We start from the raw sequence: 22,857 nt of genomic DNA on the forward strand, positions 1-22,857 counted from the left end.
GACGGGGGGGTATCTACTTCCCCCGTTGCCAATGAGGCTGTCACCACGCATTTATTGCGGGGTCTCATATTGCCTATAATCCTGCAACAAGTGCTAGATGATATGACTGATTGAAATCATATACTTTGCAACCATTTTAATCTTGTGATAGTAATTTTGATTATGGGGTATTTTTATAGGGTACAAACATGGTTATGAAAACTTTTAGCATTAACATATGTACCGAAGTAAGAATGCAATCGCTACCAGCGTATCCTGGACAACAAGCTCACATGATGCCAATGCCAATAATGACTTCCATCCCATTGAATTCGGGACAGCTTCTTTTTATTGTTGGGGCAAATGGCACTGGTAAATCAACCCTAATGGGTTCAATCGGTCAAATGAATTTTGGCAATTCTAAGCGAGTATTAGCAAACAGGACACTATGTTTTGATAATGAACAAATTGGCATGGCTTCTTCAGAAGTGAAAAACCAATCAGCAAATTTAAAAAACAATGAAAATAATCCTGATTCACGGTGGCAAATTAATAATTTTCAAAATTACCGAGCTAAGATTGATGTCAATGAAGTTATTTTAGCTGAAGCAAATCTTAATAGTGAAATTTCTCAAATTGCTAGAGAAGGAAACGTTGAGGTTCTAAACAATTTCATAAAACAAAACCCCTCATTAATAAAAATAATTAATGAGGTTTTTGAGGCATCTAACTTAAAAATAAAATTAAAACTCAATGGTATTGAGAATATTTCAGCCTTACGTGAAGAAAATTTTGAGTATAGTATAGCAAGAATGTCGGATGGCGAAAGAAATGCTTTTATTATTGCTTCAAATATTTTGACCGCTGAAAAAGACACTTTAATATTATTAGACGAGCCTGAACGGCATTTACATAAATCGATAGTAGTGCCATTGTTAGCTAATTTGATGAATTTACGTAAAGATTGTGCGTTTGTTATTTCAACTCATGAGCTTGACCTTCCACTTGAGTTTGCAGATTCTAAAATATTAATAACAAGGAATTGCAATAGAGTACCTATGGCACTAGGAGGCTATACATTTGAGATTGAAATGCTTGAAACAGCAGAAGAACTACCAGATAGTCTAAAACTTGACATCATTGGAAGCCGAAAAAAGGTGCTATTTATTGAAGGCGAAGTACATAGAAGTTTGGATAGCCCGCTTTATTCACTGCTATTTCCAAATATATCAATAATACCAAAAGGTTCTTCAAAGAATGTTTTTCAGTCAGTTATAGGAATACGAAGTAATCTTAAGCTAAATTGGGTCGAAGCATTTGGATTAATAGATAGAGATGGTTTTGAAGGTGATGACGAAATATCTTCACAAGAAGAAAAGGGCATATTTAGATTAGATGTGTATTCATCAGAAGCAATTTATTATAACCCAAAAATCATGGAAAAAGTAGCCGCACGTAATGATCTCAACTATAAAAAACTAGTTGAAAATGCAATAAAATCTGGATTGACTGCCATAGAAAAACATAAGGAAAATATAGTCAGTTATTCTGTTGAAAGACATATATGGAATCAAATTGATAGAGAAGTTCCCAAACGTTCCTGTTTATTAAAAGATAATGCACTTAAGCTAACCATAGATATAGCCTCTATTAGGGGTGCTGATTTGACTAAACTAAGTGAACTTGTTAGCAAAAATAACTTTGTTGAAATACTTAAATGTTACCCAGTCCGTGAATCATCAGCACTTTCCGAAATTTCGAAAAATCTAGGATTTGCCAGCAGGAAGGCGTATGAGGCTGCTGTTATTAATTTAATAAGCCAAGATGAAGATGCAAAACAAATAGCACTGTCACTCACAGGAAATTTAATGGCTCAGCTATCTTAAAATCAAAGTAGTTAAATTAAATATACATTGTTGTTATAGCTGCCCGTTGTTTCATTTCTGTGCGCCACAATTCTTTCAATCGCTTTGTCACTTAATTTAATGTTATGCAGCATGCGCCCCCTCCGCCGCCTATGGCGACAACTTCCTTAATAACGGGGGAAGCAAAGAGTGCAAAATCTACCCGCCCCTTGCGGGAAGGTCGGGTGCGAAGCACACGGGGTGGGGTTGGCGACGGTTGGTTTTATGGCAAGCGTTGCAGGTAATTATATATTGCTAACCCCCTTCACCCCTTCGGGGAGCTTCCTTAGCAACGGGGGAAGCAAAGATTGACGCAAACCCGCTATCACCGCCCAAGAATTTCCCCTTATAATATCAAAATCCTATTCCTGATGTTCTTTGAAAAATGTCAGGAATTGTCAGGGTTTTTGGCGATGTGCAGGATATTGGTGGAAATTATGCGCCTTTTTAATGTCAACAAATGTCAACATTTTTGGGAAATAGGCAGAATGAACGCCATTATGTGATGCAAGTAGTTGATTAATAATGATTATTTTAAAATTTTTGCAAAAAACATATTGTTACAAACGGTTAAAAGGGGGGGTAAATTGTTACAAAGGTGAATGGGTGCTTGGTTAATAATTTATCCCCATCATAATTTATCGCCCCAATTGCGCAGTATGAATGTTCATGATATGTTCTCATTATTATGAGCTATGCCAATAAATTTATGCACGGCGATAGTGCCGATAAAACAAGCCTTATTCACAGAATTCTTGCCGATAAACGTTGGGAAGATGGGGGCGGGCTTTTGTGGCTTTATGCCGATATGAATTCGTTTTTTGCCTCCTGTGAGCAGCAGGATAATAAGGCGTATCGCTATCGCCCGCTCATTGTTGTGCCGACCATGACCGATTATACCGGCGCAATTGCCGCTTCACGCGAAGCGAAATTATACGGCATCAAAACCGGCACTTCGGTGATTGAGGCCAAACAAAAATACCCCGACGTTATTATCGTCGAGGCGCGACCAAATCGTTATGTCGAATTGCACCACCAAATTATTGCGGCGGTTGATAAGGTCATTCCTATTGATAGCATTTGTTCGGTTGATGAATTTGCCTGCCTCTTGATGGGACCCCAAAGGTTTGAAGCGAATGCACGGCAAATCGGCATGAGTTTACAACGAATTATCCTAAGTGAGGTTGGGGAATATTTAACCGCATCGGTCGGGATTGCACCGTCCAAACTTTTGGCAAAAACTGCGGCCGATATCATAAAGCCGTTGGGGCTTACGGTTTTGCGGGCCGATGAGTTGCCGGGACGCCTACTTGATCTTGAAATTGAAGATTTTGCGGGAATTGGCAAGGCGATGGGATTTCGCCTGCGGCGTGCGGGTATCGCAAATGTAAAACAATTATGGGACCTAAGTCCTGGGCGGATGCGGGCATTATGGGGCGGAATAATGGGGGAAAATTTTTGGTATGCTTTGCACGGTAAAGACCCACCTGAACTTGTGACTACGCGCTCATCAATAAGTCATTCGCATATTTTAGCGCCAGAGCTTCGTCCGCCAGAGGCCGCACATGGTGTGGCGCGCCGCCTTGTTGCCAAATGCGGGTCGCGTTTGCGGCGGATGGAATATAAAACCCCGCGCCTTATGCTTTCGGTGCGTACCGATGATAAGCAAAACGCGGGGGCGGAGGCGCATTTTCCCGCCACCTCAGACAGCTTTAAATTAATGCGCACCACCGATGAATTATGGAAAAAATCTCTGTCTCGTCTTCGCGGTAAACGCATACGTATTAAAAAAGTTTCGGTGGTTTGTATGTCTTTGATAAAAGAAAATAGTGAGGAGGATTTATTTGGTTGGTCGGTTAATCAGCTTGATGACCCTGTTAATATCGGGCTTTTGAAATCGCTTGATAAATTAAACCAACGCTATGGCAAGGATACGATAACCATTGGTCCAAGAACCAAAATTCATAATTTTGTCGGCGCAAAAATTGCCTTTAACCGCGTTCCCGAAAAGAATGAATTTAGGGAATAGGCAATAAAAAAGCGGTGAGGGGGTTCACCGCTTGTTTTAATATCAATGTGGAAAGCAGAAATTACGCTGCTTTTACGTCCTGTGTTGGATCGCGAAGAACATATCCACGTCCCCAAACAGTTTCGATATAATTCGCACCACCCGCAGCAGCAGCAAGTTTTTTGCGCAATTTACAGATGAATACGTCAATGATTTTAAGTTCTGGCTCGTCAAGGCCGCCATAAAGGTGGTTAAGGAACATTTCTTTGGTAAGGGTTGTGCCTTTGCGCAAAGAAAGAAGTTCAAGCATTTGGTACTCTTTGCCAGTAAGGTGAACACGAACTTGGTTAACTTCAACAGTTTTTTGGTCAAGGTTAACAATAACGTCGCCAGTTTGAATAGTTGCTTGAGAGTGACCTTTAGAGCGGCGAACCACAGCGTTAATACGTGCAACAAGTTCGTCTTTGTGGAAAGGTTTTGTAACATAATCATCGGCGCCAACGCCAAAGCCACGAACTTTGGTATCAATATCAGCAGAGCCGGAAAGAATTAGAATAGGTGTGCCAACGCGTGAATTACGAAGTGTGCGAAGAACGTCAAAGCCGTTCATGTCTGGAAGGTTAAGGTCAAGAAGAATGATATCATAATCAAACAATTTACCTAAATCGACACCTTCTTCACCCAAATCAGTAGTATAGACGTTAAAACCTTCTGACTTAAGCATAAGCTCGATCGCCTGTGATGTCGCACGATCATCTTCAATTAAAAGAACACGCATTTATAACCCCCTAGGTACATAAAACGAAAACAAATCAACCCATGACGCAGTCTAAACTGATTTGCTAATAAAAGGTTAACAACATTTTGCAGTTAACCAGATTTTTTTACTTTTTAACGTAATCGGTTTAAGAAAGGTTAATTTTTTCGGCTTAAGTGACAAAAAAATGTTATTTTTTTAAGAATCATGAATTTTATTAAGATTCGTGGCTTATGATATAAGAATCAGGGGGTTTTGCCCCATTTGAAACGGCGAAATTATCAATGCGTCTTAATATTCTTGCTAAAAAAATTAATAATTTAGAGCTTGTCGAATATGAAGGTCGGGTCGCGGCTGTTAACGGTTTGATTATAGAGGCATTTGGTCCACCACAGGCAATGTCACTTGGGGCGCGTGCCTATGTTGAAAACCAGCAAAATACCCGTCTTGAAGTGGTTGGCTATCGTGATGGACGTGCATTATTAATGCCTTTTGACAGTGTGGAAGGTTTGCGCGCCGGTACAAAATTAATTTTTAGACCTTCGCAACCAGTGATTAATCCATCTAATTCGTGGTTGGGGCGGATTATTAATTCATTTGCCGAACCCATTGATAATAAAGGGCCATTAATAGAGGGTACGGATCCGGTTTTTGTAAAAAACACCCCACCACCAGCGCAAGATCGTGTTCGCGTTGGGGATAGGATTGAAACCGGTGTGCGCGCCTTGGATGCGTTTTGCGCGATATGTCGCGGACAAAGGATGGGTATTTTTGCAGGTTCGGGCGTTGGTAAATCGGTTTTAATGTCGATGTTGGCACGCGGCGCGGAATCTGATGTGATTGTTATCGGTCTTATTGGTGAGCGCGGGCGTGAAGTGCGCGAATTTATCGAAGATTCATTGGGCGAAGAAGGTTTGAAACGTTCTGTCCTTGTGGTGGCGACATCTGATGAATCTTCCTTAAAAAGGCGGCAGGCGGCATATACAACAATGGCGGTTGCCGAATATTTCCGTGACCAAGGTAAACAGGTTTTCTGCCTTATGGATAGTGTGACCCGCTTTGCTATGGCGCAACGTGAAATCGGCCTAGCCGCGGGCGAACCCCCAACCACAAAAGGTTATACCCCAACCGTATTTGCCGAATTGCCAAAGCTATTGGAACGCTCTGGCCCTGGTGCGCCGCTTGAGGATGGTTCGGCGGGGGCGATTACCGGTCTTTTTACGGTTCTTGTTGACGGTGGTGACCATGATGAACCCGTTGCCGATGCTGTGCGTGGTATTTTGGATGGTCACTTGGTTTTGGAACGCGCCATTGCCGATAGGGGGCGATATCCGGCAATTAATATTTTGAAGTCTGTTTCACGTCTTATGCCTGAATGCCATTCGCCAGAAGAACAAGTTTTAATTAAAGAAGCCAAAAATGCGATGGCGAACTTTTCGGATATGGAAGAATTAATCAGGCTTGGGGCATACCGTATTGGGGCCGATGCCAAAACAGATCGTGCAATTGCACTTAGTGAACCGCTTGAGGCTTTCCTTTCACAGGGCAAGCATGAGCGTTCAACCTTTCCCGAAACCTTTGAAAAACTGGAAAATATTCTAACTAATTAAAATTTGTACACAAAACTGTAAAGTTTTTTAACTTTCACTTGTTATCATGTCCGAAATTAACGGGAATGGTTTAATGCGTTCAGGTGAAACACTTATAAAATTGGCGAAACACAAGGTTGATAGCGTGCAAAAATTACTTGCTGCTGCCCAAAAGATTCATGCTGATTTGATTAAAAAACAAGAGGATTTGAAAAACAACCTCGATCGTGAACGTGTGATTGCAGAAAATAACCCTGCGATGGCATCTGACTTTGCGCAATATAAAATTTCTATGGATGGGCAACAGGCGAACCTTTTGGCATCATTAACCGGTGTTGAAGAAGAAATTCGTACCCTAGGCGAAGAATTACGTATTGCCTTTGAAGAACAAAAGAAATTCGAAACCCTTGAAGAGCGTCGCCAGGCACATGCCGCCGAACAAAAAAAGGCACGCGAACAAAAGGCAATGGACGAGTTTGCGATAATTCGTTCTAAACGGGCATAAAAGAACATTTAACCGATGCATTAAACCCCGCGATTGCGGGGTTTTTTGTTATTTGGCTTCTTCTTTTGGCGTTACATTCACCACCCGTATTTCATTTTTAGAATAAGGAATATGTATGTTATTCTCTTTGAATTTATGAAGAATACGCAGCATTACATCACTTTGCGGTCCGGCGCGTCCTTCGGTTACGTCATTAACCCAGAAATTAAGGCTTAGCCTAATTGCATTATCGGCAAATTCTTTAACAAATGCAGTTGGTGCAGGTGATTTAAGGCATTTGTCATTTTCCAATGCTGCTTCATACATAATTTTTAGTGCTGTTTCTGCGCTATCCTCGTATGAAATTGCAACGTTAATATCTACCCGTGCTTTGCGGTTGCGGTAAGTCCAGTTGACAACTTGGTTGGTTATGAAACTTTCGTTGGGAACCATAATTTTTTTGCCATTGGTTGCCTCAATAAGAATATATCTTGCCCCCATGCGGCGAACATAACCAAATGTGCCATCACTAAGTTCAATTAAATCATTGGTTTCCAGTGATTTCTCAAATAATAAAATTAAGCCGGAAATAAAATTTGATGTGATTTTTTGTAAACCAAAGCCAAGGCCAATACCTATCGCACCAGAAAATATTGCAAAGGAGGTTAAATCAATCCCAAGGATTTCAATGCCAATCAAAAAGCCAATCGCGTAAACAGCAATACGATATAATTTAATAGTAAGTGCTTTATTTGCGGCTTTTAAGGTTTTGATATTATCAATCCTTGCCGAGCCAAAATCAGAAATTAATCCAGCAAGCCAAAAGAAAACCACCATTATTATTAATGATTTTAAAATCAAATAAAGTGTGATTTTGCTTTTGCCAACTTCAAGAATAAATGGCGGAGAAGTCAAAAGCTCTTTAAAATCAGCATAATATGGTGTGGCCGAAAAATAAAAAAGCCCACCCATTATTGCAATTATTAGGATTATTGAAACGAATGCTTTTGGTTTTAAAAGTGAAGAGATAAATTTACTCATGAAATAAACCTATAAACATTGCGGTTAAAATTAAAAAAGATTGCGCCGTTTAAAAATAAAAAGGCTATAAATTATCAAATGGTTCTAAAATTAAACTTGCAAGGCGTTGCGGCGAAGCCATGACAATTCCACCCGCGATGAACGGGCTTGCAGAGATTAATGATGTTTTCATTCCGTGGTTTAAAAGTCCAACTAATGGGCCGGCACGGCGGTTGGTAATATCAGAACGGGTCAAAATATTTCGGACAACACCAAGTGATTTATATTCGCCAATTAAATCTTCTATATCATCGCTTCTTAGGTCACACGGAAGACATAAAATTGGTTCGGCTTGGGTTTCTTCGATTATGCGTTCTGTAACCCTTAACGATGCCGGTTCGATGTGCGATGCGGCGGCACAATCAATAATTACCACTTTTCCGGCATCAAGCCCGCCACGAACCAAGTGTGCTGCCTCGGTTACATTGTCGGCAAAATTAAATGATGCACCAAGTTTTTTGGCAAAGCCTTTTAATTGTTCAACACCACCTTGTCTTTCCGTGTCGGTTGAAATTAGTAAAACCTCTACACCGGAGCTTAGGGCGCGGGCAGCAAGTTTGGCGGCAGTAATTGTTTTACCGCAACCAGCCGGGCCAATTAATGCAATTGCATGATCTGGTGCGGCTTCTAATGGTTCAAAATCATATTTTTCTTCTAAGATTTTGACCAAAATATCGTGGGGGCTACTTTCGGCACCATATTCAAGGAAACTTGCAAATGGTTTTATTTCTTTAAGGTTAAGACCGGCCTTTACTAATAATGGCACAAGTGGATGAAGGGACGGCTTTTTCTTTTCTTCAACTTGTTCGGTTGGCGTTGGCGCAGTTGCCTCGGTATTAGCATTAACATTTTGCGCTTTAACGGCTTTTTGTTTTGTGCCAACTAAAACGCCGACCCCGCCTTTGTCGGATTTTGTCTCTTTGGTTGCCTTGCCGCCATAGGCACGTAAAGCACGCTGCCGCTCCGCGAGTTCTTTTTGGCGCAACGCTTCTTCATGTTCAAAAACATCGTAACGCGGTGCGGTTCCGCCTTTGGTTTGAAATTCACCAAGTGGCTGCGCGGGTTGCTGGTTTTGTGGCTTTCCGGCATGGGCAACAACTTCGATAGCATCACCAAGGTTATTCCATGAAATAATGGTCGCATTCTCCCCAAGCTCGGCCTTAACTTTTGCCATAGCATCCTGAAGGTTAGGGGCGATAATGCGAACGTTTTCCATTCAGTCTATATAATACTTTCTTTATACAGTTACCAATTATACGGTACAGAGTTTATACGGTACCAAGTGTTTTAAGTTTTGCTTTGGGGTGGATTTCATTTTGGCTCATAACAACAGTTTGCGCGCGGAATCTTTCAACCAATGAGCGCACAAACGGTCTGATACCTCCCGAAGTCAGAACAACCGGAACTTCACCCAATTGCGCCGCTTTATCCAAGGCAACCCTTATATCATTTACAAATTCATGCACTTGAGATGGCGCAAGCGCAAGTTGTTTGTCACCTTTTTCGCCGATAATTGCCTCTGCAAATGCAGTTTCCCAACGCGGTGAAAGGGCAACAAGTGGCAATGAGCCATCAACGCCACGATTTTGCCAGCATAATTGGCGGGCAAGGCGGGCGCGAACATGTTCCACAAGTGAAATAGCATCAAGACCTGCGCCTTCCATAATGGCTTCAACAATTGTTGAAAGGTCACGAATAGAAACACGTTCTTTAAGAAGTGATTGCAATACGCGTTGGAACAATGCCCAAGAAACTTGCGATGGAACCATTTCTTCAACCAATTTTTGGTTTTCAGCTGATAATTGTTTAACCAATTTCTGAACTTCTGAAATCGACAATAGTTCGGCCATATTGTCTTTGATAACTTCAGTAAGGTGTGTGGTAAGCACGGTTGCAGGATCAACCACGGTAAAGCCTTTGAATAATGCTTCTTCGCGCAAATCTTCAGTAATCCATTTTGCGACCAAACCAAATGCAGGTTCAGTTGTGTTTTCGCCGTGAATTGATGGGGTATTACCGGTTGGATCCATAACCAATAGATGGCTTAGGCGTAATTCACCTTCGCCGGCATCCATTTCCTTAACGCGGATTGCATAGCCATTATTTGGTAATGCCATATTGTCAAGGATACGTACGCTTGGCATGATAAAGCCCAATTCCTGTGCCATCTGGCGGCGAAGTGCCTTGATCTGATCGGTTACACGTTTGCCGTGAACATCATTCACCATGCTTAGAAGGCCGTAGCCAAGCTCGATTTTAAGTTCATCAATTGCAAGGGTTTCATTAATTGGTTCTTCAACCTCTTTGGTTTCGGCGGCCATCTCAGCTTGATGAACTTTGTCTGCGGCATCGAGCAGTTTTTGTTGATTATTGCGCCAAGTTTTATAGGCAAGATATCCAACTCCACCACCAATCGCCCAGAATGCAATAATTGGCATCCCTGGTAAAAGACCGGCGATGATTGCTGTTGCTGAAACCATGCCTAAAGCTTGTGGTGAGCCCGCCATTTGGCGAACAAGTGCGTCTTCAACTGGCTCGTCAACGCCCGCTTTTGAAACCAATAAACCTGCGGCAACTGAAATGATGAGTGCGGGGATTTGTGAAACAAGACCATCACCGACGGTTAATTGTGTATATGATGCGCCCGCTTCGCCAAGTGATAAATGGTTTTGTGCCACACCGATAATGATGCCGCCAATAACGTTAATTGCAGTAATCAAAAGCCCGGCGATTGCATCACCGCGTACGAATTTAGACGCACCGTCCATTGCGCCGTAAAAATTGCTTTCGCCTTCTAATTCTTTACGTTTTGCGCGGGCCTGATCTTCATTGATTAGACCAGATGACAAATCGGCATCAATTGCCATTTGTTTCCCCGGCATGGCATCCAAGCTGAAACGTGCGGCAACTTCTGCGATACGAGTTGAACCTTTGGTGATAACGACAAAGTTAACGATAATCAAAATGATAAATACAATCAAACCGATTACGAAATTACCCTGCATGATGAAATTACCAAAAGCTTGGATAATTTCACCGGCCGCATTTAAACCTTCGTGTCCGTGACCTAAAATTAGGCGGGTTGAGGCAATGTTAAGGCCAAGGCGGAAAAGGGTTGCTACCAACAAAATTGACGGGAATGCAGAAAACTCAAGTGGCTTTTTAATAAAAAGCGCCGTCATCAAGATTAAAACTGATGATGTAACTGAAATCGCCAGAAAGAAATCAAGCATAAAAGGTGGTAATGGCACGATAAGCAGTACGATAAGTAATACCACGCCAATACCCACGGCAATATCACCGCGCATCATACCTTTTAAAACATCATTTAGTTTTAATACCGGCACATTCTGTGCCACTTGTTCAGTCATTTATTTAACCTAGTGCAAATTTGCCTTCAGAAGCATGTGGGGCAGGGATGTCGATACCGGCATCCTGATACTGTTTTAGTTTATTGCGTAATGTACGGATTGAAATTCCCAAAATCACTGCAGCATGGGTACGATTACCAAGACAATGTTTAAGGGTTTCCAAAATCATTTCCTGTTCAACGTTTTCAATTGTTCTTCCGACTAATGAAACCGAGGCATTTGAAACCGCAATTTGTGCGTTGGTTAGGGCATCTTGTGAAATTCCGCCGCCAGTAACTGGGCTTGCGGTATTGACCACTTGTGAACCTAAATCCACTGCTTCAATTTGATTTTCACGCGATAAAAGTACGGCACGGTGAATGGTATTTTCAAGTTCGCGAACGTTTCCACGCCAGCCGTTTTGTAACAATGCGTCTTTGGCGTTTTGCGAAAATGCTTTTGGAGGCTGACCATTGGCAACCGCAAATTTTTTGGCAAAAAATTCAGCTAATGGAACAATATCAGATTGTCTTGTTCTAAGTGGCGGAATTTCAAGATTGATAACGTTCAAACGGTAATACAAGTCTTCGCGGAAATTGCCTTCATTAACTTCTTTGATTAATTCGCGGTTGGTTGTGGCAATTATGCGAATGTCAACCGGAACCGGTTTTGAACCACCAACTCGGTCAATTACACGTTCTTGGATAGCGCGTAAAAGTTTTGCCTGAAGCTTTAGATCCATTTCTGAAATCTCGTCCAGAAGTAGGGTTCCGCCATTAGCTTCTTCAAATTTACCGATACGACGGGCAATAGCGCCAGTAAACGCACCTTTTTCATGACCAAACAATTCGCTTTCAAGAAGATTATCTGGAATAGCGGCACAGTTTACTGAAATGAATGGCTTATCCGCACGGCGTGATTTAGAATGAAGAAAGCGTGCCATAACCTCTTTACCCACGCCAGATTCACCTGAAATCATGATTGATGCGTCTGATGGGGCAACCTGTTCGGCAAGTTTCAATGCGGCAATCATTGCAGGATCTTTGGCAATCATTGGCTTGCTGTCATCGGATACGGCGGCAATAACAGCGGCAATCAACTCAGGATCAGGAGGTAAAGGAATGAATTCTTTTGCGCCTGCACGAATTGCCATTGCGGCGGTGCGGGCGTCGGTTGAAATACCACAAGCAACCACGGGAACAAAAATATGCTCAACTTCATTTTGGCGAATAAGTGCTTCAATGTCATGGCTAACTTCAACCATAAGCAAATCTGCACCGCGTCCAGAACGCAAAGCATTGGTCGCAGCGTCAATATTATCAACCTGCATCACTTTTGCGCCGCGATCCATGGCAATTTTTGATGCCATTGCCAAGGGACCGGTAATAGATCCAACAATCATTAAACGCATATTATTCTCCTAATTACCCGTATCGCCGTCTTTGATGATTTCAGTCATGGTTACACCCAAATGATCCTCAACCACCACTAATTCGCCCCGCGCAACAAGGCGGTTATTAATATAAATGTCGATTGCTTCACCAACCTTACGGTCAAGTTCAATTACCGAGCCAGCATTAAGTTCCAAAATTGAACTAACATTCATTGAAGCGCGTCCTAAAACGGCTTTAACATGGACCGGAACATCGAAAACCGGTGCAAGTTCGCTTGCAGAGCGCTCTATTCCTGAAACATCGCCAAGCGTAAGTTCGTTATTGACACTTTGCTCATTGGTAAGGTCAGGAAGATCTAAATTGTCATTTTCGTCTGTCATGCTTTTGTCCAATTTGGTTTAATTTTTAAATTGTGTCGAACAAATTTAATTGTACTTCAGTTTGTTCGGCACTTTTTAGCCAGCTGTTTGCAGCTGCCTCAATTTTTTCAATGGTTTCATCATGGTTGTAGCTAATTGATCCGTCTTGCCATTCGATTGAACAATCGCCAAGGCGGGCGTTATCATCGCCACGAACTTCGATTTGTCCATCAAAACCGGTATCGCGGGCGGTGGTGTATATTGGTTCTTCAACGGCACTAATTAGGTCGTGCGGAACTTTGATGATAATGCGTGGCACATTACGTAAATTTGCGGTGGCTTCTTTGATATAATCAAGGATGGTTTCTTTACCGCATTTTTCAAGCGCAGCGCCAGCAATCGCTTTGGCAGCAGCCATAGAGACCTCTACGGCATCTTCACGCAATTGTTTTGATTCAGTGTTTAATTTACCCAAAATCATTTGCATCATTGATGCAATTGCTCGTAGGCTTTCAGCGGTTTGTTTTTGTGAAATCGCGATTTGTGAAACTTCGCCTTCTTTAAAACCTTCATTACGGGCGATATTCAAATCCTGCTCGTTTAAAACTTTTTTACGTTTTATCGGCGTGAAATCACCATTAGGGTCGTGAATTGGGCTAAAGTCAAATTTTTGATATGCGCTCATGATATAGCCCCTAATAAATTAGTTCATCGTCAGAGCTTCCAGAAGCAAGGACGATTTCACCGCTTTGGGCAAGGTCTTTCGCAACCTGCACCATAGACATTTGCGCTGTATCAACGTCTTTAAGACGTACGGGCCCCATTGCTGCCATATCCTCTTTAAGGATTTTAGAAGCACGTTCGGACATATTAGAGAAGAATAAGTTGCGTAATTCATCAGAGGCACCCTTAAGCGCCAAGCCAAGTTGATCTTTATCAATAGCGCGTAACAAGGTTTGCACGCCGCCCGGATCAAGTTTTTTGAGGTCTTCAAACACAAACATTAATGCACGAATACGTTCGGCAGATTCACGATTTCTTTCTTCCAGCGATGACAAGAAACGGTTTTCCGTTGCGCGGTCAAAGTTGTTGAAAATATCTGCCATTAATTCGTGGCTATCGCGTTTTGAAGTTCTGGCAAGGTTCGACATAAACTCAACACGCAAGGTATCTTCAATTTTTTCCAAGATTTCGCGTTGGATTGGTTCCATGTTCAACATGCGGTTAATGCATTCAAGCGCAAATTCTTCTGGTAAAGTTGATAAAACCCGTGACGCATGGTCTGCCTTGATTTTGGTAAGTACAACGGCAACAGTTTGCGGGTATTCATTTTTAAGATAGTTTGCTAATGTTTGTTCAGAGACGTTGCCCAATTTATCCCACATGGTACGACCGGCAGGGCCGCGAATTTCTTCCATGATGGAATTCACTTTGTCGGGAGGTAGTATTGACGACAATAGTCTTTGGGTTTGTTCATAAGAACCCATAACTGCGCCAGTGGTTGACATTTTCCCAATGAATTCAACAACTAATTCTTCTACCATAGAGGCGTTTACTGTGCCAAGGGTGGACATAGCGGCAGAAATTTCTTTAATTTCTTCCTCGTCAAGATGTTCCCAAATGCTGGCATGATCTTCCCCCAAGGCCAGAAGGAAAATTGCGGCTTTTTCGGCACCATTTAATTCATTTAGCGAAGCAGGCATTTGTTATTTTTTCTCCTGAAGCCAATTTCTTATTACGCTTACGGTTTGTTCTGGATGATCATTCACAACATCGGAAACTTGTTTCATTGCATTTGCGTTCACAGAGCCTGAAATGCGGGCTATATCGACAGTTTCCACAGAGGTCGTATGTCCCTGATCACCAGATGTTGGAAGACCTGCAACCATATTCTCACCTGATGGCATGCCGGCAACCATTGGCGGCATAGAGCCACCACCAGCAAGTGCAGGTTTTCTACCACCCGCCGCAGGTACGCCTTCTGAAAAGATGCCAGTTATAAGAGGACGGGCAACAAAGAAGATCATGGCAATTGCAATTAGGCTCATGGCAAGAATTTCAACGCCGCGCATAATTTCATTTTTACCAAAATCAAATTTGCTAGGTGCTTTTGAGCCGGTATCTGTGGCAGAGCGGGCGAATTTTACGTTGGCAACCTCAAGTTTGTCGCCACGTGTATCGTCAATGCCTGCTGCTGAACGTACAAGAGTTGTGATTTTGTCTATATCTTCTTGTGAACGCGGTGCCCATTTTGGTTGCTCGCCAGCTTTTGCGGCAGGTGTGGTAATGCCATCAACCGCAACAGCAACCGATAATTTGGTAACTGTTCCCGGTGATGAAACCTGAACTTTAGTGGTTTTTGAAATTTCGTTGTTTACGGTTTCTTCGGTGCGGCTAGTTGCGTTTGATGAACCATTTGCATTAGTTTGCGAATTGGTTCCATCGGGAACATTTTGACCTTGGGTAACGGCACCACCATCTGATGATTTTTCATTGCCACTTTCTTCAACGGTTTGGGTAGAGCGTGGAACAACTTTATCAGGGTCAAAGTCTTCGGTGGTAGTGTTGGTTTGCGAAAAGTCCATATCAGCAGAAACCTGTACGCGAACCGCACCAGGGCCAGTAACACCTTCTACAATATCTTGAATTCTTTTACGCAGGCGCTCTTCATATTGTGCTTTGCGGTCATCCGCCGCGCTTGCAGATGCATCAGCAGAGTTTTGCGCACTTGCCAAAAGCTCACCGCGCTCATCAAGAATTGTGATTTTATCGGGGCTTAGACCTTTTACGGCAGAGGCAACAAGATTGCGGATTGCGTTTACTTCTTTATCTGAAAGCGAACCTTTTTCAAGGCCAACAACAATTGATGCAGTTGGCGGGTCATTATCAGTCTCGAATAGTTGTTTTTCAGGGATAACCAAATGCACGCGGGTGTTTTTAACAGTATCAAGACTGTCGATAGAACGTGCAAGTTCGCCTTCTAAGGCGCGTAATTTATTTATGTTTTGAACAAAACTAGTTTGTCCCATTGCATCTTGTTTATCAAAGATTTCATAGCCGATGGAGCCTTGTCCAGGAAGTCCTTCTGATGCAAGTTGCATACGTGCTTCTGCAACTTTTGAACGCGGTACGAAAACCGAGCTGCCATCAGATGAAACCTCATATTTTACTTTGGATTTTTCAAGCTGTTGCGTGATAGATGATGCGTCTTTCGGAGAAAGACCTGAATAGAGCAATGCTTTGTCTTCAGTACCAACGCGGAACATGATTGCAAACAAGGTTGCAGCAACCAAGCCAGTTACACCCAAGGCGGCAATAAGTCTTCCTGGGCCAGCCTGAGCTAAAGTTTGTAAAAAGCGATCCAAAACAAAAAATCTCCCTACCGGAAACAAATCACATGTGATTCATCCCCGCTAGGCAGATTTTTCCCAGTAAAGCGTAAACTTTCTTTTAATTTTTGCCTCAGGTGTGCAAAAATTACCTATATGATTGCAGTCGGGTGACTCTTAGACCGCGAAGTCCGTGTTTATCAACCTGACGCTGCCATGAAAGAAACTCTTCCATCGTAAGTTTGTAGCGGTTGCAAACGTCTTCAAGACTTAATAGACCGCCCCGTACGGCTGCTACTAATTCTGCTTTACGTCTTGCGACCCAGCGTTCAGTTTCAGGAGGGGGGAGGGTTGCCAATGTTAATGGAATTCCTTCCGGTCCGATTACTGATGGTTCTTTTATTAGTGGTTGTACCATTTTTCCCATTCTCCATATCCTCATGAAAGGATAATAGAAACACTTTAAACTCACGCTAAATTTTATGTTTAATAACTCATTAGTAACACCGAGAAGATTGAAACTAATTTTTGTATAAACTTTTAGAATTTAGCCCCTTAACGCTTCATGCTGATTAGCTCATCGAGCATTTGGTCAGCGGTTGTGATAATTTTTGAAGACGCGCTATAAGCACGCTGGGTAATTATCATGTTTGAAAATTCACGTGCTAAATCCACTGTGGATGCTTCTAGTGCAGAAGATGTAAGTGTACCTGCACGCCCAGAACCTGCCTGCTGCAAAGTTGGGTCACCAGATTGTTGTGTGGTTTTGTAAACCCCACCAGAATATTTCTTTAAACCGTCAGGGTTGGTGAAAGTTACCAATGGAATTTGGAAAATTTTCTTTTTTGCACCTGATTTAAATGTTGCGGTTACAAATCCTTCCTCATCGATAGACAGTGTATCAAGTTTGCTTGCAGTTGTGCCATCAGTTGTGGTTGAGGTAAGTGTGGTGTTATCAGCGTGTTGTGTAACTGCACCAGTACTAGTCGGTGTTTGGCCTAATTCAAGCTGAATAGATTGTGATGCAAGGCCAGTTGAAGCCGCCCACGGGATATTGATTGCAGATAAAAGCCCGGCAGAAGTATTTGTAGTGTCTATTTCGCCACTTGTGGTAAAGGCCAAAGTGCCAGAAGTAATAAGACCGTTTGCACCGGTAACATTTGATGCGGGAGATGAATATACTTCAACGTTCCATTGGTTTGCTGTTGCAGATTTTAACAATGCGATATTTAGGGTTTTTGTTCCACCTAATGAATCGACAATCTGAACTGGCCAAGTTGCATCGGCGGTTACTGTTCCTGCTGCCATGTTACCAGCGGTATATGTACCAGAAGACGCTGCGGCAGAGATTGTGGTATCGGAATTTAGGTTACCGGTAAGTGCAACGTTGGTACTTGCGGTAACGCTATCAGATATACCATTAATGTTAACCGGAACCAAAGCAGGAATGCTTGCGGTAGGTCCAGAAATAGCACCATTTGCATCAAGTGGCCATCCGCGCAAAACGTTTCTTGCGCTATTAACAAGATAGCCTTCTTCATCCGGATAAAAAGTTCCGTTTCGTGTATATGCAATTTCTGGAGTGGTTGAATCAATATTTGAAATGGGCGAAACCACAAAAAAACCATCGCCCTGAATTGCCAAGTCAGTGGTTGCAGTTGTGCTCGCAATATTGCCTTGCGAACTAATAAGTTGTCTTGTCACAGCCCGTGTGCCGCCCGCATTATAGGTGGTTCTTGAACTTTGTGAGTTCACTAAATCTTCAAAATCAGATCTATCTGCTTTATACGCAGTTGTATTAACATTGGCGATGTTATCAGAAATCACCGCCATTGCAGATGAGTTCGCATTTAGCCCAGATACGCCCGCCAGCATTGCGCTATATATTGACATTTTAAGCTCCTAATTATTTGTATTTTTTGTTGAAGCATTCTGCCTGACACCACACCCTTCTTCGAAAGGTAATTTATTGGATAATTATTTTATCCTTGGTCTCAACTACCTGATGATTGCGCAAGATACGTAATAGCAGACAAAGAGACATATGTGCCTCCAATGAGGACTTTTGGTTCAGAACCAGACATATCAACTGCTGATATTGTTCCGGATCTGGTAACTTTTGCATCAAGGTCGGTACCACTTGAATTTTTTGCTTCGACCTCAAGTTTAAAATTGCCACTGGTTAGTTTAACACCATTTGATTTTGTGCCGTCCCAGTTCAATTCGTGCGTGCCAGCGGTTTTTGTACCGTCAATTGTCTGCACGAGATTGTCGTTTTCGTCATATATTTTAAGGGATACGCTGCTTGCGCCTGATGGAATATTATAATTCCAATTTGCACTGCCATTTGAAAGTGCGGCAGTGGGGTCGGTTGTAGTTGCGGTTTTTCCCAAATATGAAACTGCATATGAGCCACTGCTTGCTGTGACTAATTTATTTAACCCTTCAAGCAAGCTGTTGGTTTTCATGCTTTGCTCAACTTCTGAATATTGCACCAATTGATTAGTGAATTCGGTTGAATCCATTGGTGAAAGCGGGTCTTGGTTCTTTAATTGCGCAGTTAGAAGCGTCATGAACGTCTCAAAATTCGCAGTAAGAGTTTTATACGAACTCGAAGTTGTACCAGAGTTTGTATTTGTGGATGTTGACGAGTTTACTGTGGTCATGTCACTCTCACGCTATTAAAGACACACGGACATTATGCCAAACTTGGGTCCGGTTTATGTCACGATTAATTTGATTTATAACTTCGGGTTGAACCTCTTCTGATGTATTTTTATCTGAAGATTTGTCGTTGCTTTGCGATTTTGCATTTTGTGCAAATTCGTTATCATTGGATTGCTGATTAAGGTTAAATTCAAAATCTTCTTCGTTAATATCCACGCCGCCATCTTTTAGTGATTGGGCGAGTTCTTTTACAGATTTTGTCAAATCGCCTAATGCCTCGTGGTTTGAAGCAGATATTACGGCCTTTGCCCTTTTATCTTTGTCAATCTTTAACTCAACCTTGATTTCGCCCAATTCTGGTGGATCAAGGCGAATAGTAAAGGTTTTTTCACCACTAAAATGTTTGCGAACCATAATCGCAGCAAGTGATTGGATGTTATCAAGATTAATGCGGAGGCCAGTGTTTTGATCTACAGGGCTTTTATTAATGTCTGTGGTTGTTTGGCTATTTGATGTTGTACTATTTTCGGCAACTGCAAGAGTATTTGTATTGGCCGAAGATAAATCCTGTGTTTTTATACCCGCATCAAAGGTTTGCGCTGTTTGGTGCGCGTTATTGGTTTTAATCAAAGGATTATTTAAATTTTGATCATGATTTTGGTTTGCAACATTATTTGCAGGATTATTATTTTGGGTTCCATCATTTGGAATAATATTTGGGTTAGATGTTTTTAATGAAAAATCTAATTTCCCATTTTTGCCATCGTCGGTTTTGCCGTTTTCTTTTGGTGGCATAGCAATTTTTAATTCGGTGGCGGCATTATCACCATTTTGTGCAAGTGCCGCAAGCAACGCAGGATTATTATTGCCCTGTTTGTTATCAATTAAGGCTGCTACATCATTTGCGCTTACTGTGGAGGCATCACTTGTTAAGTTAGTTGTAGCATTTTCAACAGGCTGCTGCCCCTGATTTAATATCAAGGCCAACATTGCTTGTTGGGCGTCAATCAATGGATTTTTTTCACCATCTATATTTTCTGCATTTTTGACGCCATTGTTTTCAATATTGGCATTAGAATTTTCAATCGCAGTATCGTCATCTGCTACAACAGTTGGTGCTGCATCTTGGGAAGTTACGTTTTTAATATTAGCGCTATCTTGGGCATCACTATTTTGAACGTCTTTAGTGGCACTATTATCTGAATTAGAGGCAGACTTTTTTGCGCTAGTTGTGTCTTGTAGATTGTTTTTATTTGAATTTTTGTCGGTAACGGTGGAGAGCAGGTCGGCAAAATTGTCCACCTTGGCGTCTTTGCCATAAGCGGTATTATCCACTTTAGGGATACTTTTTGCGCTGTAACTGCTATTAATTTCCATAGTTATTTTTATTTCCCGATTGCAATACTAGGTTTGCAATTTTATTGAGCAATAATCGTGCCGCGATTTTCTTGTGGTTAACTTATTGAAAATATTATGAAAAATTAAATTGATGCACCGTGCAGCCTCTGCCGATAGGAATCGATTGCCCATCAACAAGGTAAAGATTGCAGCATAAAATTCGTTAAGTTTTAACCAATCTAAAAATTACGCCATCTCGAAAATTTTGAAGGTGATAAGTTTGGCAAGCGCTTTGCATTAATAATTATATGTAAAGTAAAGCTGAAATTTTGTGTTTGAATAAATGCAATAAATTCAGTTGGTTATTAATAAAATGCGAGAATGAAGCAAATAAAATAATAATAATTAAGGCAATTATTTCCATTTAATCGGTAATTATTGCCTATTTGGATATGGTTTAAAAAGAACGGTATAAGAATATGTCATCTTTAAGTTCGATTATGAATATTGCCACTTCTGGATTGTATACAGCGCAATCTGGTCTGAATGTCGTTTCGAAGAATGTCGCAAACGCAAATACAGAAGGCTATGTGCGGCTTGAACAACAACAATCAAACCTAAACTATGGTGGAATTAACGGTGGTGTTACTGTTGATGCAATAAGACGCGCAACAAATACATTTCTTGAAGCGACTGCATTGAACGCAAACTCTGCTGAAGCTGGCGCTAGTGTAAAATCCCAATATCTTGATTCATTGCAATCAATATTTGGCGACCCGTCTGAAGATACTTCTATATTCTCGACCCTTAATAATGCATTGGCAAGTTTTGAAACCGCGGCGTCAAATCCAACTTCAACAATTATAAAAAGCCAGATTATCGCAAATTTACAAAGCGCCTTAAGTCAATTAGGGCAGGCGTCCCAACAGATAAAAAACACCCAAAACCAAGTTGATAAAGATATTTCAAGTAAAGTTGACACTGTAAACAATTTACTGAAAAATATTGTTGAAGCCAACTCAAAAGTGGTTAGTGCATCAATCACAGGTGATGCAACAGGGGCACAAGAAACCCTATCAGGATTTATCAACCAACTTTCTGATCTTGTTGATATTAATGTTGATTATGGCAATGATGGCTCGGCAAAAATTTATACAACCAATGGCATGTTCCTTGCCGGTACAACTGCGTCAACGTTAAGTTATTCATCGCTTGATGGAAATTCTGATCCAAGCATAAATATAAAGATTACCCCAAATTCCACCCCTATGAACATCGAAAGCTCGGTTCAAAGTGGATCTTTGCGTGGCTTACTTGACTTACGTAATGTTGATTTGCCAAAAATTTCTGAAGCAGTGAACCAATTTGCCGGAAAGTATGCTGATGCGGTGAATAGTGTTTATAACCTTAATTCAACACTTCCGGCATTATCATCAACAACTGGCAGTGATACTGGATTGTTGGCAACAGATTCACTTGGCTTTACCGGAAATACTTCAATCGGTATTGTTGATTCATCTGGCACATTGGTTTCAAAGATTGCAATTGATTTTGATAATTTGACAATGTCTGTAAATGGCGGCGCTGCAACTTCGTTTGCAAATACTGTTGGTGGATTCACTTCAGCGCTTAATACTGCGCTTGGTGCAAATGGGACAGCAAGTTTTGCAAATGGTAAACTTAGTTTAACTGCATCAACAAGCGGAAATGGTTTAGTTTTTGACGAACCAGCTGCTGGCGGCTCTTTACGTGGTGACAAGGCTTTTGCCCATTTCTTTGGCTTGAATAATCTTATCAGCTCAACAACACCTACTTCCCCTGCGAGTGGAATTAAAGGAACTGATGCGAATGGCTTTACCGCAGGTGATACTTTTACCCTTGCACTAAGTGATGGCAACGGAAAACCGCTTTCAACAAAAACCATATCCATACCTTCTGGCACTTTTGACGATATCATTAGCGCAATGAATGATAATTCTACAGGTTTTGGTATTTATGGAACTTTCGCATTAAATTCTGATGGCTCATTAAAATTTACCCAGTCAAACGGCGGAACTGATTATAGTTTTAATATGATTGATGACAGTGAAAACCGTGGTACTACATCGGTTTCATTAGGAGAAATGTTGGGCTTTTCAGATGAGGCAAGGAATTCAATTGCGCAAAGCCTTAGCGTTAATTCAAAAATTGCAACAAACCCATCAGCGCTTGCACTTGCTACAACTGATTTGACCTCCACCAATGTTGGATCAATTGCATTAGGAAAAAGCGATTCAAGTGGTGCACAAGCACTATTTAATGCAAGTGCGGTTAAATTAAACTTTTCAACGTCACCGCTTTCTGGCTCAAAAAGCACTATGACATTGTCTGATTATATGTCATCGGTGGCAGGTGACATTGGTACACGGGCATCAAATGCCGAGACTGCGGCAACTGCGGCGGCCAGTTTTAAAACTGATGCTAAAACCCGTCTTGCTAATACAGTAGGCGTCAATCTTGATGAAGAGTTGGTAAAAATGACGCAATTCCAACAAGCATATTCGGCATCGGCAAGAATGCTAAAAGCCGCAGATGAAATGTTTCAAACTTTATTAGATGCAGCAGGGTAGGGAGATTAAT

General features: G+C 41.7%; 18 protein-coding genes. 5 read left to right on the forward strand and 13 right to left on the reverse strand.

All coding sequences use genetic code 11. The features are described 5' to 3' along the window. Window positions 1–188: 188 nt before the first annotated feature. Both KXV15_RS05220 and KXV15_RS05225 read left to right on the forward strand, forming a co-directional pair. Window positions 189–1,865, forward strand: a complete 1,677-nt coding sequence (locus KXV15_RS05220; RefSeq protein ID WP_240007097.1) for an AAA family ATPase — start codon at window positions 189–191, stop codon at window positions 1,863–1,865. Window positions 1,866–2,571: 706 nt separating this feature from the next. Then, a complete protein-coding gene (locus KXV15_RS05225; protein WP_240007098.1) occupies window positions 2,572–3,912 on the forward strand; it encodes a Y-family DNA polymerase in 1,341 nt (446 codons plus the stop codon). 61 nt (window positions 3,913–3,973) lie between these two features. On the opposite strand, the gene ctrA is transcribed toward KXV15_RS05225, so the two are convergent. After that, window positions 3,974–4,669 (reverse strand): response regulator transcription factor CtrA, encoded by a 696-nt coding sequence (ctrA, locus tag KXV15_RS05230; protein WP_240007099.1) that lies wholly within the window; start codon window positions 4,667–4,669, stop codon window positions 3,974–3,976. A gap of 263 nt (window positions 4,670–4,932) precedes the next feature. Between ctrA and fliI the strand changes: the two genes are divergently transcribed. Then, the gene (gene fliI, locus KXV15_RS05235) at window positions 4,933–6,258 is read left to right on the forward strand and encodes a flagellar protein export ATPase FliI (protein ID WP_240007100.1); all 1,326 of its coding nucleotides are present in this window, start codon (window positions 4,933–4,935) and stop codon (window positions 6,256–6,258) included. A 46-nt stretch (window positions 6,259–6,304) separates the two neighbouring features. Beyond that, window positions 6,305–6,742: a flagellar export protein FliJ gene (locus KXV15_RS05240; protein WP_240007101.1), complete on the forward strand. Its 438-nt coding sequence runs from the start codon at window positions 6,305–6,307 to the stop codon at window positions 6,740–6,742. 48 nt (window positions 6,743–6,790) lie between these two features. Here the strand turns inward: KXV15_RS05240 and KXV15_RS05245 are convergent, their stop codons facing one another. From KXV15_RS05245 to KXV15_RS13505, 12 genes are all read right to left on the reverse strand, one after another. Next, window positions 6,791–7,762, reverse strand: coding sequence for a mechanosensitive ion channel family protein (locus KXV15_RS05245; protein ID WP_240007102.1), 972 nt, complete (start codon window positions 7,760–7,762; stop codon window positions 6,791–6,793). Window positions 7,763–7,826: 64 nt separating this feature from the next. Next, window positions 7,827–9,017, reverse strand: coding sequence for a flagellar biosynthesis protein FlhF (locus KXV15_RS05250; RefSeq protein ID WP_240007103.1), 1,191 nt, complete (start codon window positions 9,015–9,017; stop codon window positions 7,827–7,829). Window positions 9,018–9,069: 52 nt separating this feature from the next. Beyond that, window positions 9,070–11,172, reverse strand: coding sequence for a flagellar biosynthesis protein FlhA (flhA, locus tag KXV15_RS05255; RefSeq protein WP_240007104.1), 2,103 nt, complete (start codon window positions 11,170–11,172; stop codon window positions 9,070–9,072). A 4-nt stretch (window positions 11,173–11,176) separates the two neighbouring features. Further along, complete coding sequence (locus KXV15_RS05260; protein ID WP_240007105.1) at window positions 11,177–12,562, reverse strand: sigma-54-dependent transcriptional regulator; 1,386 nt, start codon at window positions 12,560–12,562, stop codon at window positions 11,177–11,179. A 9-nt stretch (window positions 12,563–12,571) separates the two neighbouring features. Continuing rightward, a complete protein-coding gene (fliN, locus tag KXV15_RS05265; protein ID WP_240007106.1) occupies window positions 12,572–12,925 on the reverse strand; it encodes a flagellar motor switch protein FliN in 354 nt (117 codons plus the stop codon). Between the two features lie 25 nt (window positions 12,926–12,950). Then, window positions 12,951–13,589, reverse strand: a complete 639-nt coding sequence (locus KXV15_RS05270) for a FliH/SctL family protein (RefSeq protein ID WP_240007107.1) — start codon at window positions 13,587–13,589, stop codon at window positions 12,951–12,953. A gap of 10 nt (window positions 13,590–13,599) precedes the next feature. Beyond that, window positions 13,600–14,607, reverse strand: coding sequence for a flagellar motor switch protein FliG (gene fliG / locus KXV15_RS05275; protein WP_240007108.1), 1,008 nt, complete (start codon window positions 14,605–14,607; stop codon window positions 13,600–13,602). Between the two features lie 3 nt (window positions 14,608–14,610). Then, complete coding sequence (gene fliF, locus KXV15_RS05280) at window positions 14,611–16,269, reverse strand: flagellar basal-body MS-ring/collar protein FliF (protein WP_240007109.1); 1,659 nt, start codon at window positions 16,267–16,269, stop codon at window positions 14,611–14,613. Between the two features lie 112 nt (window positions 16,270–16,381). Continuing rightward, the gene (gene sciP / locus KXV15_RS05285; RefSeq protein WP_420830566.1) at window positions 16,382–16,651 is read right to left on the reverse strand and encodes a CtrA inhibitor SciP; all 270 of its coding nucleotides are present in this window, start codon (window positions 16,649–16,651) and stop codon (window positions 16,382–16,384) included. Window positions 16,652–16,788: 137 nt separating this feature from the next. Next, the gene (locus tag KXV15_RS05290; RefSeq protein ID WP_240007110.1) at window positions 16,789–18,126 is read right to left on the reverse strand and encodes a flagellar hook protein FlgE; all 1,338 of its coding nucleotides are present in this window, start codon (window positions 18,124–18,126) and stop codon (window positions 16,789–16,791) included. Between the two features lie 101 nt (window positions 18,127–18,227). Further along, complete coding sequence (locus KXV15_RS05295; RefSeq protein ID WP_240007111.1) at window positions 18,228–18,899, reverse strand: flagellar hook assembly protein FlgD; 672 nt, start codon at window positions 18,897–18,899, stop codon at window positions 18,228–18,230. A 7-nt stretch (window positions 18,900–18,906) separates the two neighbouring features. Next, the gene (locus tag KXV15_RS13505) at window positions 18,907–20,235 is read right to left on the reverse strand and encodes a flagellar hook-length control protein FliK (RefSeq protein WP_240007112.1); all 1,329 of its coding nucleotides are present in this window, start codon (window positions 20,233–20,235) and stop codon (window positions 18,907–18,909) included. Window positions 20,236–20,717: 482 nt separating this feature from the next. On the opposite strand from KXV15_RS13505, the gene flgK reads away from it, so the two are divergent. Beyond that, window positions 20,718–22,847: a flagellar hook-associated protein FlgK gene (flgK, locus tag KXV15_RS05305; protein WP_240007113.1), complete on the forward strand. Its 2,130-nt coding sequence runs from the start codon at window positions 20,718–20,720 to the stop codon at window positions 22,845–22,847. Window positions 22,848–22,857: the final 10 nt, after the last annotated feature.

This window comes from Pseudaquidulcibacter saccharophilus (assembly GCF_019455445.1).
In the GTDB taxonomy this organism is placed as follows: Bacteria; Pseudomonadota; Alphaproteobacteria; order Caulobacterales; family Aquidulcibacteraceae; genus Pseudaquidulcibacter; species Pseudaquidulcibacter saccharophilus.